The organism is Streptomyces cylindrosporus, from assembly GCF_022698165.1.
In the GTDB taxonomy this organism is placed as follows: Bacteria; Actinomycetota; Actinomycetes; order Streptomycetales; family Streptomycetaceae; genus Streptomyces; species Streptomyces cylindrosporus.
Genome location: NZ_JALDAY010000003.1, coordinates 43,855 through 56,941, shown reverse-complemented (window position 1 = coordinate 56,941; position 13,087 = coordinate 43,855). Strand labels below are relative to the sequence as shown.

At 71.1% G+C, this 13,087-nt stretch carries 15 protein-coding genes and 1 pseudogene; 12 read left to right on the top strand and 4 right to left on the bottom strand.

Features of this window, described 5'->3' with window-relative positions; all coding sequences use genetic code 11:
* The first annotated feature begins 101 nt into the window (after positions 1 to 101).
* The 9 genes from polX (at position 102) to MQP27_RS09555 (ending at position 8,181) form a co-directional block, all read left to right on the top strand.
* A complete protein-coding gene (polX, locus tag MQP27_RS09595; RefSeq protein ID WP_242763821.1) occupies positions 102 to 1,844 on the top strand; it encodes a DNA polymerase/3'-5' exonuclease PolX in 1,743 nt (580 codons plus the stop codon).
* A 46-nt stretch (positions 1,845 to 1,890) separates the two neighbouring features.
* On the top strand, positions 1,891 to 2,142 hold the full coding sequence (locus MQP27_RS09590; protein WP_242763817.1) for a thiamine-binding protein: 252 nt from the start codon (positions 1,891 to 1,893) through the stop codon (positions 2,140 to 2,142).
* Positions 2,139 to 2,507 (top strand): helix-turn-helix domain-containing protein, encoded by a 369-nt coding sequence (locus MQP27_RS09585; RefSeq protein WP_242763815.1) that lies wholly within the window; start codon positions 2,139 to 2,141, stop codon positions 2,505 to 2,507. The genes MQP27_RS09590 and MQP27_RS09585 overlap by 4 nt, the downstream gene beginning before the upstream one ends.
* A 76-nt stretch (positions 2,508 to 2,583) precedes the next feature.
* Positions 2,584 to 3,093, top strand: a complete 510-nt coding sequence (uraD, locus tag MQP27_RS09580; protein ID WP_242763812.1) for a 2-oxo-4-hydroxy-4-carboxy-5-ureidoimidazoline decarboxylase — start codon at positions 2,584 to 2,586, stop codon at positions 3,091 to 3,093.
* A 7-nt stretch (positions 3,094 to 3,100) separates the two neighbouring features.
* A complete protein-coding gene (gene uraH / locus MQP27_RS09575; protein ID WP_242763810.1) occupies positions 3,101 to 3,496 on the top strand; it encodes a hydroxyisourate hydrolase in 396 nt (131 codons plus the stop codon).
* Between the two features lie 3 nt (positions 3,497 to 3,499).
* Positions 3,500 to 4,423, top strand: a complete 924-nt coding sequence (gene pucL / locus MQP27_RS09570) for a factor-independent urate hydroxylase (protein ID WP_242763807.1) — start codon at positions 3,500 to 3,502, stop codon at positions 4,421 to 4,423.
* A 104-nt stretch (positions 4,424 to 4,527) separates the two neighbouring features.
* Positions 4,528 to 5,907, top strand: a complete 1,380-nt coding sequence (locus tag MQP27_RS09565) for an 8-oxoguanine deaminase (RefSeq protein WP_242763804.1) — start codon at positions 4,528 to 4,530, stop codon at positions 5,905 to 5,907.
* Positions 5,908 to 6,150: 243 nt separating this feature from the next.
* On the top strand, positions 6,151 to 7,518 hold the full coding sequence (locus MQP27_RS09560) for a nucleobase:cation symporter-2 family protein (protein WP_242763802.1): 1,368 nt from the start codon (positions 6,151 to 6,153) through the stop codon (positions 7,516 to 7,518).
* A 42-nt stretch (positions 7,519 to 7,560) separates the two neighbouring features.
* Positions 7,561 to 8,181, top strand: a complete 621-nt coding sequence (locus MQP27_RS09555; RefSeq protein ID WP_242763799.1) for a TMEM175 family protein — start codon at positions 7,561 to 7,563, stop codon at positions 8,179 to 8,181.
* A gap of 14 nt (positions 8,182 to 8,195) precedes the next feature.
* On the opposite strand, the gene MQP27_RS09550 is transcribed toward MQP27_RS09555, so the two are convergent.
* A complete protein-coding gene (locus tag MQP27_RS09550) occupies positions 8,196 to 8,993 on the bottom strand; it encodes a helix-turn-helix domain-containing protein (protein WP_242763796.1) in 798 nt (265 codons plus the stop codon).
* Positions 8,994 to 9,080: 87 nt separating this feature from the next.
* Here MQP27_RS09550 and MQP27_RS09545 point away from each other — a divergent pair, with 87 nt between their 5' ends.
* Positions 9,081 to 9,938: an NAD(P)H-binding protein gene (locus tag MQP27_RS09545; protein ID WP_242763793.1), complete on the top strand. Its 858-nt coding sequence runs from the start codon at positions 9,081 to 9,083 to the stop codon at positions 9,936 to 9,938.
* On the opposite strand, the gene MQP27_RS09540 is transcribed toward MQP27_RS09545, so the two are convergent.
* Positions 9,826 to 11,385 carry an MFS transporter gene (locus MQP27_RS09540; RefSeq protein ID WP_242763791.1) on the bottom strand — a complete coding sequence of 520 codons (1,560 nt, stop codon included), beginning with the start codon at positions 11,383 to 11,385 and terminating at the stop codon, positions 9,826 to 9,828. The genes MQP27_RS09545 and MQP27_RS09540 overlap by 113 nt on opposite strands.
* Between MQP27_RS09540 and MQP27_RS09535 the strand changes: the two genes are divergently transcribed.
* Entirely contained in the window at positions 11,384 to 11,791 is a 408-nt protein-coding gene (locus MQP27_RS09535; RefSeq protein ID WP_242763788.1) for a winged helix-turn-helix transcriptional regulator, read from the top strand. The genes MQP27_RS09540 and MQP27_RS09535 overlap by 2 nt on opposite strands.
* A 26-nt stretch (positions 11,792 to 11,817) precedes the next feature.
* On the opposite strand, the gene MQP27_RS09530 is transcribed toward MQP27_RS09535, so the two are convergent.
* Both MQP27_RS09530 and MQP27_RS09525 read right to left on the bottom strand, forming a co-directional pair.
* The gene (locus MQP27_RS09530; RefSeq protein WP_242763785.1) at positions 11,818 to 12,240 is read right to left on the bottom strand and encodes an acyl-CoA thioesterase; all 423 of its coding nucleotides are present in this window, start codon (positions 12,238 to 12,240) and stop codon (positions 11,818 to 11,820) included.
* A 54-nt stretch (positions 12,241 to 12,294) separates the two neighbouring features.
* Positions 12,295 to 12,702 (bottom strand): annotated as a pseudogene (locus tag MQP27_RS09525) (hypothetical protein); the annotation flags it as partial.
* Between MQP27_RS09525 and MQP27_RS51890 the strand changes: the two are divergent.
* Positions 12,622 to 12,909 (top strand): hypothetical protein, encoded by a 288-nt coding sequence (locus MQP27_RS51890; protein WP_278196045.1) that lies wholly within the window; start codon positions 12,622 to 12,624, stop codon positions 12,907 to 12,909. The pseudogene MQP27_RS09525 and the gene MQP27_RS51890 overlap by 81 nt on opposite strands.
* Positions 12,910 to 13,087: the final 178 nt, after the last annotated feature.

Genomic DNA, 13,087 nt, shown 5'->3' with positions numbered 1-13,087 from the left:
GCGCTCCCTTCCGTGTCGAGTGATTCCGTATTGCGGAAGTTCATTTCTGCTTAACGGAAGACTGCCTGTGGTCCGGGAGCCCTGTCAAGTACTCTGAGGTGGTGGCCCGGTCCAACGACGAGGTCGCCGCGCTGCTCCAGGAGTACGCGGACCTCATCTCGATCACCGGCGGAGACGCGTTCAGGGCACGCGTCTACGAGAAGGCCGCACGCGCGGTCGGCGGCCATCACGCCGATGTCTCCACGCTCGACCTCAAGGGCCTCCAGGAGATCCCGAACGTCGGGAAGTCCATCGCCCAGAAGGTCCGCGAGTACGTCGACAGCGGCAGCGTCTCCGCCGTCGAGGAACTGCGGGCGAGGATCCCCGCCGGGGTGCGCCGGCTCACCGCCATCCCCACCCTCGGCCCGAAGAAGGCCATGGCGGTCTACGAGGAGCTGGGCATCTCCTCCGTCGACGAACTCGCCGACGCCATCCACGAGGAGCGCCTGCGCGACCTCAAGGGCTTCGGCCCGAAGACCGAGGAGAACATCCTCCACGGCATCGAACTGCTCCGGTCCTCCGGCGGACGCGTCCGGCTCGACGTCGCGACCGGCCTCGCCGAGGACATCGTGGCCGCGCTCTCCGCGGTGCCCGGCTGCGAGCGGTGCACCTACGCCGGCTCGCTGCGCCGGGGCCGCGAGACCATCGGCGACATCGACATCCTCGTCGCGTCACGGAAACCCGCGCCGATCATGCGGGCGTTCACCGAGCTGCCGTACGTCACCGAGGTGATCGGCACCGGCGACAAGAAGACGTCCGTGCGCACCGGCAAGGGCCTCAACGTCGACCTGCGCGTCGTACCGACGGACTCCTGGGGCGCCGCCCTCCAGTACTTCACGGGCAGCAAGGTCCACAACATCCGCACCCGCGAGCGGGCCGTGCACCAGAAGCTCAAGCTCTCCGAGTACGGGCTCTTCGACGTCGAGAGCGGCGACAAGATCGTCTCCGAGACCGAGGAGGAGGTGTACGAGCGGCTCGGTCTGCCGTGGATCCCGCCCGCCCTGCGCGAGGACCGCGGGGAGATCGAGGCGGGGCTGCGCGGCGCACTGCCCGACCTCGTCACCGAGGCCGACCTGCGGGGCGACCTGCACACCCACACCGACCTCACCGACGGGCTCGCCCCGCTGGAGGAGATGGCCGAGGCGGCCGCCGCGCGCGGCTACGCCTACTACGCGATCACCGACCACGCGCCCGACCTCGCCATGCAGCGCATGACCGACGAACGGATGCTGGCCCAGCGGGCCCGGGTGCGCGAGCTGGACGGCACGTACCCCACCCGGGGCCGGCGCGGCGGGCTGCGGCTGCTGCACGGGACCGAGCTGAACATCGGGCCCGACGGGCGGGTGGACTGGCCGGACGAGTTCCTCGCCGGGTTCGACCTGTGCGTGGCCTCCGTGCACTCGCACTTCAACCAGGGGCGCGAGGCGCTGACCCGCCGGCTCGTGCGGGCCTGCGAGAACCCGTACGTCAACATCATCGGCCACCCCACCACCCGGCTCATCGGCAGACGGCCCGGCATCGACGCCGACCTCGACGCGGTCTTCGCCGCCTGCGCCCGCACCGGCACGGCCCTGGAGGTCAACGCCCACCCCGACCGCCTCGACCTGCGCGACGAGGACATCCTGCGGGCCCGACGGCACGGCGTGCGGTTCGCCGTCAACAGCGACGCGCACGCCGTCCCGCACCTGGCCAACATGCGCTACGGCATCGCCACCGCCCGGCGCGGCTGGCTCACCGCGGAGGACGTGATCAACACCTGGCCGGAGCGGCGACTGCGCGCCTTTCTGCGCAAGACCAAGCCGTAACCGGTGCGGCCACCCGAAAACGTGTCCAGGGCGTTAGGTTGAGCGCGTGCGATTGAGAGTGGAGTTCACGACCGAGCCCTTCGACCTGGACGAGGCACCCGCGCACGCCGTGGTCGCCCGCGAGGTCGTCGAGGCGGCCGAGCTGGACGCGGTGGACGTCGGCCCCTTCGGCAACACGGTGGAGGGCGGTGCCGACGCGGTCCTGACCGCCGTGGACGCCCTGCTGCGCAAGTCCCTGGAGGCCGGCGCCACCCGGATCTCGCTGCAGGTCAACGTGATCGGGGAGGGCGCCGAGTGACCGGCACCGGGGACGAGCCGTTCATCACGGCCGTGAAACCGCTGGTCGACGCCATGGGCGGGGAGATGCTGCCGCCGGACGAGGCCGGACCCGACGACGTCGTGCTCTCCTGGGAGGGCGTCGACGCGGTCGCCGTACGGCTGCCGCAGCTCGCGGACTCGCTCGATCACATCCTGGCCGCCATGGAGCGCAAGCAGGGCAAGCCGCTGGCCGAGCTGGACCGCAAGGCCAAGCAGGAGGTCGTACGGATACTGGAGGCCCGTGGCGCCTTCGCCGTGCGGCACGGCGTGGAGACCGTCGCGGGCGCGCTCGGCGTCAGCCGGTTCACGGTCTACAACTACCTCAACCGTGAGAAGGACAGCTGAGCGCCGTCGGGTTTGTTACCCCGAATTTTCAACAAAGTGTTGACTCGATGTTGCGTGGGGGCGTTAGCTGACTCCCGTGACTTCGACTTCCGCGTCCCCCGGTCTGGCCCGGTTCAACGCCCTGGAGGAGCACGCGGCCTACGCCGCCCTCCACGAGGCGTGCGCCTCCGCGACCTGGGCGAAGCGACTGCTGGCCGCCCGCCCGTACGCCACCGCCGACGACCTCTTCGCCGCCAGCGACGCCGCCATGGCCGAGCTGACCACCGCGGACCTCGACGAGGCCATGGCCGGGCATCCGCCGATCGGCCGCCCCAAGGAGGGCGACCCGACCTCCGCCCGGGAACAGGCGGGCATGGCCGGTGCCGCGGACGAGCTCAAGGCGGAGATGCTCGAACTGAACCTGGCCTACCAGGAGCGGTTCGGCCATGTCTTCCTCATCTGCGCCACCGGCCGGACCGGCGAGCAGATGCGCGACGCGGTCAAGGAGCGGATCGGCAACTCGCCGGAACAGGAACGGGAGATCGTCCGCACCGAGCTGGGCAAGATCAACCGCATCCGGCTCGCCCGACTCGTCGAAGAGGACTGAGACCAGCATGAGCACCAGCACCACCGCCTCGGTGTCGACGCACATCCTCGACACCAGCATCGGCCGCCCCGCCGAGGCAGTCGCCGTCGAGCTCTCCGCCCGCAGCGGCCGGGACGCCGACTGGCGGACGCTCGGCGGCTCGGCGACCGACGCGGACGGGCGGTGCAAGGACCTGCCGGCGCTGCCGGAGGGGACCACACACGTACGGCTCGACTTCGCCGTGGAGCCGTATTTCGAGAAGAAGCAAGCCGATGCGCAGCAGGACGCCCCCGCGAATCGGGACAGCGGTGCGGCCGTGTTCTTCCCGGAGGTGGCGATCACCTTCGCCGTGAAGCCCGGGGAGCACTACCACGTACCGCTGCTGCTCAACCCGTTCGGCTACTCCGTTTACCGAGGGAGCTAGCGAATGCCCACGATTCTGGGACAGAACCAGTACGGCAAGGCCGAGAACCGAGTCGTAAAGATCACGCGGGACGGCGCCACCCACCACATCAAGGACCTGAACGTGTCCGTGGCGCTGAGCGGCGACATGGACGAGGTCCACTACTCCGGCTCCAACGCCAACGTGCTGCCGACCGACACCACCAAGAACACGGTGTTCGCCTTCGCCAAGGAGCACGGCATCGAGTCGGCCGAGCAGTTCGGCATCCATCTCGCCCGCCACTTCGTCACCTCGCAGGAGCCGATCAAGACCGCGCGGATCCGCATCGAGGAGTACGCCTGGGAGCGGATCGAGGCCTCCGACGCCAACTCGCAGTTCATCGGCGCGGACGAGGTCAAGCACTCCTTCGTGCGCAAGGGCCAGGAGACCCGCCTCACCCAGATCACCTACGACGGCTCGTCCTGGGAGGTCGTCTCCGGCCTCAAGGACCTCGTCGTGATGAACTCGACGAACTCCGAGTTCTGGGGCTACGTCAAGGACAAGTACACGACGCTCCAGGAGGCGTACGACCGCATCCTGGCCACCCAGGTCGCCGCTCGCTGGCGGTTCAACTGGACCGACGACGAGCAGAAGATGCCCAACTGGGAGAAGTCCTACGAGCAGGTGAAGAAGCACATGCTCCAGGCCTTCGCCGAGACGTACTCGCTCTCGCTCCAGCAGACCCTCTACCAAATGGGTTCGCGCGTCATCAACAACCGCGGCGAGATCGACGAGATCCGCTTCTCGCTGCCCAACAAGCACCACTTCCTGGTGGACCTGGAGCCGTTCGGCCTCAAGAACGACAACGAGGTCTACTACGCCGCCGACCGGCCCTACGGCCTGATCGAGGCGACGATCCTCCGGGACGGCTGCGAGCCGAGGATCCCGGTGGACCTGACCAACCTGTAGCAACTGCATTGCGGCACCCGCGGCCGGGACTCCGGAACCGGCCGCGGTACTCAAATCTCCAGGGTCCTGCCGTGCCCACTCCACAACAGCGCAAAGGACGAACCATGGCAGCAGCCCAGCGCATCGTCATCGAGAACTGTGCCGTCGCGACCGTCGACGCGAACGACACCGAGTACCCGAGCGGTCATGTCGTCATCGCGGGCAACCGCATCGAGTCGCTCGGCGCGGGCAGGGCCCCCGAGGGCCTGGAGAACGTCGTACGCCGTATCGACGCATCCGGCCATCTGGTCACCCCCGGCCTGGTCAACACCCACCACCACTACTACCAGTGGATCACCCGGGGTCTGGCCACCGACCACAATCTCTTCAACTGGCTGGTCGCGCTGTACCCGACGTGGGCGCGCATCGACGAGGAGATGACGTACTCGGCCGCGCAGGGCTCGCTGGCCATGATGGCCCGCGGCGGTGTCACCACCGCGATGGACCACCACTACGTCTTCCCGCAGGGCGCCGGCGACCTGTCCGGCTCGATCATCCGCGCCGCCCGCGAGATGGGCGTCCGCTTCACCCTCGCCCGTGGCTCCATGGACCGCAGCGAGAAGGACGGCGGACTGCCCCCGGACTTCGCCGTCGAGACCCTCGAAGGCGCCCTCGCCGCCACCGAGGCCACCGTCAAGGAGCACCACGACGCCTCCTTCGACGCCATGACCCAGGTCGCCGTCGCGCCCTGCTCGCCCTTCTCCGTCTCCACCGAACTCCTGCGCCAGGGCGCCGAGTTGGCCCGCCGCCTCGGCGTGCGCCTGCACACCCACGGCTCGGAGACCGTCGAGGAGGAGCAGTTCTGCAAGGAACTGTTCGGCATGGGCCCGACCGACTACTTCGAGTCCACCGGCTGGCTCGGCGAGGACGTGTGGATGGCGCACTGCGTCCACATGAACGACTCCGACATCGCAGCCTTCGCCCGTACGAAGACGGGTGTCGCCCACTGTCCCTCGTCGAACGCCCGGCTGGCCGCCGGCATCGCCCGCGTCCCCGACATGCTCGCGGCCGGCGTCCCGGTCGGCCTCGGCGTCGACGGCACCGCCTCCAACGAGTCCGGCGAACTCCACACCGAGCTGCGCAACGCCCTGCTCATCAACCGCCTCGGCGCCCACCGCGAAGCCGCCCTGAACGCCCGCCAGGCGCTGCGCCTCGGCACCTACGGCGGCGCCCAAGTCCTCGGCCGCGCAGGCGAGATCGGCTCCCTGGAGCCCGGCAAGCTGGCCGACCTGGTGCTGTGGAAGCTGGACACCCTCGCCCACGCCTCCATCGCCGACCCGGTCACCGCGCTGGTCTTCGGCGCGGCGGCCCCGGTCACCGCCTCCTTCGTGAACGGCCGTCAGATCGTCGAGGACAGCCGCCTGTTGCACGTCGACGAGGACACGATCGCCCGCTCCACACGGGAGCAGGCCCAGCGGCTCGCGCGGATCGCCGCGCAGGGCTGAGCGCCGAACACCCTTGTGACGTACGGCAATTGAAGATCTCCGGTCGAGGGGGACGGCCCTCGACCGGTAGCCGTGGACCCCAGCGGTCCCACGGCGGCCGTGTCCGGTGCGCGCATGGACGTGCGCGCACCGGAACGGTCACCGTCCCCGGCCCAGTTCAGGCCTTCGGTCCCGCACGACCGTGCACCACCTCCAAGAAACCCACGTCAGAGCCGACGTGTTAGCTGACCCGGAGGAACCGCCGTGACCGCCCACCCCGTTGACGAGAAACTCCCCGCGCTCAAGATGGCCACCACGGGCCTGCAGCACGTGGCCGCCATGTACGCGGGGGTCGTCGCCCCGCCCCTGATCGTCGGGGCGGCCATCGGCCTCTCCGCCGCCGAGCTGACCTTCCTCACCGGTGCCTGCCTGTTCACCGCGGGCCTCGCCACCTTCCTCCAGACGCTCGGCATCTGGAAGATCGGCGCCCGGCTGCCCTTCGTCAACGGCGTCACCTTCGCCGGTGTCGCCCCCATGACCGCGGTCGTCGCCTCCACCAAGGACAAGTCCGACGCACTGCCGGTCATCTTCGGCGCGGTCATCGTGGCCGGCCTGCTCGGCTTCATGGCCGCCCCCTTCTTCAGCAAGGCGGTCCGCTTCTTCCCGCCGGTCGTCACCGGCACGGTGATCACACTCATCGGCGTCTCGCTCCTGCCGGTCGCCTTCGGCTGGGCCCAGGGCCCCAACCCCGCCGCGCACGACTACGGTTCGACGACCAACCTCGCACTGGCGGGCGCGACTCTCCTGATCGTGCTGGCACTGCGCCGCTTCACCCGCGGCTTCGTCAAGCAGATCGCCGTGCTGCTCGGCCTGGTCGCGGGCACGCTGGTCGCGATCCCCTTCGGCGCCACGGACTTCGGCCCGGTCGCGGACGCGGACGTGATCGGCTTCCCGACGCCGTTCCACTTCGGCGCACCGCAGTTCCAGGTCGCCGCGATCGTGTCGATGTGCGTGGTGATGGTGGTCTCGATGACCGAGTCGACGGCCGACATGCTCGCGCTGGGTGAGATCGTCGACCGACCGGCGGACGAGAGGACCATCGCGGCCGGCCTGCGCGCCGACACCCTCGGCTCGGCCCTCAGCCCCCTCTTCAACGGCTTCATGTGCAGCGCCTTCGCGCAGAACATCGGCCTGGTCGCGATGACACGGATCCGCAGCCGGTACGTCGTCGCGACCGGCGGCGGCTTCCTCGTCCTGATGGGCCTGTGCCCGATGGCCGCCTCGCTCATCGCCGTCGTACCGCGCCCGGTGCTCGGCGGCGCGGGCGTGGTCCTCTTCGGCTCCGTCGCGGCGAGCGGCATCCAGACCCTGGTGCGGGCCGGCCTGGACAAGGACAACAACGTCCTGATCGTCGCCGTCTCGCTGGCCGTCGGCATCATCCCGATCACCGCGCCGGAGTTCTACCACGCCTTCCCCGAGACCGCGCGGATCGTCCTGGACTCGGGCATCTCGACGGGCTGTGTCGCGGCCGTCGTCCTGAACCTGGTCTTCAACCACCTCGGCAAGGACCGCGACGCCCAGGACGTGACCCACCCGATGGAGGCCGGCGACCGGATCGCCGCCGCCCACTGATCCACCGCCCGCGGGGTGCGGCGATGGGGCAGGCTGTCTGCCATGAACGAGTCCGGCCGCGTCGAGGCCTTCAGCGACGGTGTGTTCGCCATCGCCATCACCCTGCTCATCCTGGAGATCAAGGTCCCCGAGGTCGGCGAACACGGCGGCCTGTGGCACGCGTTGGGGCAGCAGTGGCCCTCCTACGCGGCCTATGTGGTGAGCTTCCTGGTCATCGGCATCATGTGGATCAACCACCACCAGCTGTTCAGTTACGTCGCCCATGTCGACCGCACGCTGATGTTCCTGAACCTGCTGGTCCTGATGGTGGTGGCCGCGGTGCCCTGGCCGACGGCGATGCTCGCGGAGTACCTGCGCGAGGACGCGGCCTCGCATGTGGCGGCGGCGGTCTACAGCCTGGTCATGGTCCTGATGGCGCTGACCTTCCAGGCCCTGTGGTGGCATCTGACCCGCACCGGCCACCTCTTCGACGACCGGGTCGACGTCCCCGCCGCCCGGGCGACCCGCGCCCGCTTCGCCCTCGGCACCCTGGCCTACCCGGTCACGGTGGGCCTGGCCTTCGTCTCGGCCCCGCTCACCCTGGCCGCGCACGGCCTGATCGCCCTGTACTACGGCTTCAACCAGGTACCGGTACCGACCCGTCCGGCCCCGGCCGGCCCATGAGGCCGGCCCGACGTTCAGGCGCGGCGGAGGGACTGGCAGGGGGTCGCTTCCGGGAGGCGGCCGGTGAAGTAGGAGCGGGGCGGGACGCCCATCAGGGTGCGGAAGTCGGTCGTCATGTGGGACTGGTCGTAGTAGCCGGTGGCGGCGGCGAGCTCCGCCCAGGGGCGGGTGGCCGCGTGGTCCAGTACCGTGCGGACGCGGTTGATACGGGCGTAGTGCTTGGGGGAGAGGCCGACGCCCTCGGCGAACAGGTTGCGCAACTGCCGCTCGCTGACGGCCAGTTCACGGGCCACGTCGGCGACCTGGGCCGGGGGCCGGCCGGTACGGACCGACAGCGCGTCGACGCCCGCCCGCACCAGCTCGGTGCGCGAACGGTCCGCCGCGGCCCCGAGCCGCTCCGGAAGCACCTCCGCCAGGTGCTCCAACGCCTCGTCCGGCGCCAACCACCGCAACTCGTCGGCCAGTCGGCGGGCCATCACGCCCGGCAGGTCCCCCAGCCGCACCGCACGGCCGACCAGCTCCACCGCCGGGACACCGAGCAGCGGGCGGACGCTGCCGGGTGCGAGCCGCAGCTCCACGCAGGACACCCGGCGCTTACCGCTGTGGTACGACGCCCTCGCCCGCGGGCCGACGACCAGCGTGCTCCGGCTGCCGTGCTCCCCAGTGCGCACGACCACCCTGGTCGCGGCCTCCGGGAGATGCACGAACGGCTCGGTCGGCACATCGCCCACCGACACGGACCCGACCCCGGCGAACCACGGGCGCAGCGCCTCGGGCGTGGGCAGGGTCTCGCGGAGCACGGCGTTCGTCACCCCTCCACGGTAAGCGCGCCGCACGGCCGCCCGGGCCCCGGAACCGTGCCGGAATTTCCAAGAGTTACCGCGCCCCGGCCGCCCACCGTGGTGGACATGATCCTTGTGACCGGTGCCACGGGCACCATCGGCAGTGAAGTCGTACGACAGCTCGCGGCGCGCGGCGAGAAGGTCCGCGCGCTGACCCGGGACCCGGCGGGGGCCCAGGTGCCGCCGGGAGTGGAGACCGCGCCCGGCCACCATCGCGACCGGGCCTCGGTGGCGGCGGCGATGGCCGGCGCGCAGGCCGCCTTCCTGGTGGGCGTGTTCGGACCGGACGACGCCGAGCACGACCGCGGTCTGGTCGAGGCGGCGAAGGCGGCGGGCGTACGGCGGATCGTGAAACTCGGGGCGATCGGCACCGGCGACCCGCGCCTCGGCCGGTTCGGGACCTGGCATCTGCACGGCGAGGAGGCGGTCCGGGCGAGCGGCCTGGAGTGGACGATCCTGCGTCCCTCCGCCTTTGCCTCCAACACCCTGAGCTGGGCGGCGGCCGTCCGGGAGGGGATCCCCGCGCCGAACATGATGGGCGCGGGCAAGCAGGGGGTGGTGGACCCGCGGGACGTGGCCGGCGTGGCGACGGCCGCGCTGCTCGACCCACGGCACGCGGGCCGCACGTACACCCTGACCGGCCCCGAGACCCTCAGCGCCCACGAACAGGCCGCCGTCCTCGCCGAGGTCCTCGCCCGCCCGGTCCCGCTGCACGACCTGACCCCGGAGGAACGCCGCGAACAACTCCTCGCGTCCGGCCTGAACGAGACGTACGCGGACGGCCTGCTGGTGACGGCACGGTTCATCCACGAGGGCGGCAACGACGTGGTGACCGGGGATGTGGAGGAGGTGCTGGGGAGGCCGGCGCGGACGTATCGGGAGTGGGCGGAGGACCACAAGGGGGCGTTCGCCTGAGGGGCGGGGAGGGGGTGGGAGCGCGGTGTGGTGGCCGCAGCACCCCCGCCGCCAGACCCAGCGCCGCCACCGCGATCACCGCCGCGACCCCGAACGCCAGGCGGTACCCTGCCGCCGTCGCTTGCACGAGCGTGGCGCCTCCCGCGAGCAGGGTGGCGGTGTGGTTCGCCGCCAGCACCGACAACACCGCCAGGCCCAGCGAACCTCCCACCACCTGCGTCGTGTTGAACAACCCGGACGCCAGCCCCGCGTCCTCCTCCCGCGCGCCGGACATCGCCAGTCCGGTCAGCGCCGGCATGGCCGCGGCGAAGCCGGTGGCGAGCAGGAGGAGGGGCGGGAGTACGTCGGTGGCGTACGAACCGTCGGCAGGGGCCCGGCTCAGCAGCGCCATCCCGGCGACGATGAGCACCAGCCCGGCCAGCAGCACCCGGTACGCGCCGAACCGCCCGATGGTCCGCGCCGACAGCCCCAGCATCAGCACCCCGATCGCGACCGGCGCCGGCAGGAACGCCGTTCCGGTGAGCAACTCGTCGTAACCCAGCACGCGTTGGAGGTAGAGCGCGCCGATGAACTGGAAGCCGTACATCGTCGCGATCATCAGGATCTGGACGGCGTTGGCACCGCTCAGCAGGCGTGAGCGGAACAGGCGCAGGCGGAGGAGCGGGCGGGCGGCGCGGGCCTGGCGGAGGGTGAAGGACGCGAGGAGGGCGAGAGCCAGGGCGGCGAGCAGGAGCGTGGCCGTGAGGGAGCGGTCGCCGGAGCCGACGATCACGTACACGCTCAGCATCAGCGCCCCCGTGACCAGTGCCGCCCCCGGATAGTCGGCGCCCTTGCCGAGACCAGCGCCCGGCTCGGGGGCGAGCACGCGCACGGCCGCGACCAGCGCGACCGCGCCGATCGGCAGGTTGATCAGGAAGATCCAGTGCCAGCTCAGGGCCTGGGTGAGGGCCCCGCCCAGGAACGTGCCGAGCGCTCCGCCCGCCGCGCCGACCGCGCTGAACACCGCGATGGCACGCGCCTGTTCACCGGGCTCGGGGAACAATGCGACCAGCATCCCGAGCACCACCGCCGAGGTCATCGCCCCGCCAGCCCCCTGGACGGCCCGCGCCGCGATCAGCATGCCCTGGCCGTCGGCCACCCCGCACAGCACGGACGCCGCCGTGAAGACGGCCAGCCCGGCCGTGAACATCCCCTTGCGGCCCAGCAGATCGCCGAGCCGGCCGGCCAGCAGCAACAGCCCGCCGAACGGGATGAGATACGCGTTCACCACCCACGCGAGCCCCGGTGCCGAGAAGGCGAGGTCGTTCTGCATGGCCGGCATGGCGACCGTGACGATGTTGCCGTCCAGGATCGTCATCAGCGTCCCCGCGCACAGCACGACCAGGGACGCCCAGGGTGAGTACGTCCGGTGTGACGCTCGTGTCGATGACTCGGTGAGGGCCGTCATGAGGAACACCGGTGTTACCGCCCAGGTGGTGAACGCGCACGCCTGCCCGGTCCGCGAGGTTCTTGACAGGGTCTCCGGGAAATGGAGTGTGCAGATCCTGGTGGCGGCCGCGCACGGACCCATCCGCTTCACCGAGCTGGAGCGGAGCATCGAGGGCATCAGCCGCCGCATGCTGACCCTCACCCTGCGCAACCTGGAGCGCGACGGCCTGGTCACCCGCACCGTCCACCCGACCGTCCCGCCGAAGGTCGAGTACGAACTGACACCGGTGGCGCGCGAGTTGCACGAAACCCTGCTGCGGCTGACCGACTGGGCCGAGCGCAACAGGGTCTACATCGCACAGGCGCGGGCAGACTACGACGCCGAGCGGGACCCGGAGTCGGAGTCGGAGTCGGAGCCGACCTGACCTGTGGCGTCGGACGGTGTGGGTGTCTAGAGCCCGAACAGGCCTGGGTCGGAGGCCAGTTCCTTGAAGACGTCGCCGGGACGGGTGACCAGGCGCCGCGCCTTGAGGTCCATCAGGCCGCCCACCGCGGTGATCTCGGCCGCCACGGTGCCGTCCTTCTTGCGGATCGTCTGCTGTACTCGGAACGTCTTGCCCTCGCCCCACTCGAAGCCGCAGGTCACCTCCACCTCGTCACCGGCGACCAGTTCCCGCTGGTAGCGGATGGTCGTCTCCAGGGCGACCGGGCCCACTCCGGTGCCGATGAGCGCGGTCTGGGTTATGCCCGCCGCCTCGAGCATCGACCAGCGGGCGTGCTCCGCGTAGTTGATGTACACGCTCTGGTTGAGGTGTCCCTGTACGTCCGTCTCGTACCCGCGGACGGTCACCGGGACGGAAAACGCCTCAGCCACGACAATCCCCTCTCGCACCACGTCAGTTGACGGTCCGATCCTGACACGTGCCCTCTACACCCGGCGCGGCGAGGCCAGCAGATACCGGACCCTGGTCCGCGGCTCGGTGTACTCCCCGGCCTGCCAGCCCGCCCTCTCCAGAGTGATCGCGCAGGTCCGCAGCGCCTCCGCGTCCGGTACGTGCACGGCGACGGCGTCCGGCTGCGGGGTCGCGCGCACCCGGTAGCCGGGCGAGTCCCCCGTTTCCGGTGCGTGCCCCGCCGCCTCCAGCGCCAGCGCGGCGGCCTGCACGAGATGCGTACGCTCCCAGCCGCAGGGCCGGCCGGTGGCGGCGTCGGGATTGGTCATCCGGCGCAGCTCCAGCAACCCCTGCCAGGCGCTGTGCACCTCACGAACCCGAGCGGACGCACGGACCGGCGCACTCTCCTCCCCACCGACCCGAGCAGCGAACACCCCACTCGCCTCGCCGGCCCCGGCCCCGCCACGCCCGGCCCCGGCCCCGCCGACACGTCCGGCCCCGACAGCGGCACCCACACCGGCAACCGCTCCCGAAGCGCCACCACCTCCCACCCCGGCACCGCCACCTCCGACACGACCAGGACCTGGCCCCGCACCGCCTGGATCCGGCCCCGTACCGCCCGCACCCGGCCCCGTACCGCCCACACCTGACCTCGCCTCGGCTGCACCTGACCCCGCCCCACCCGGACCCGGCCCAACACCGCCCGAACCCGGCCCCCTACCGCCCGCACCCGACCCCGCGCCGATCACCCCCAGCCCCTCGACGGCGCCACCCGACCCCCCACCGATCGCTCCCAACCCCGCACCGCCCACCCCCGGCTCCTCGCCC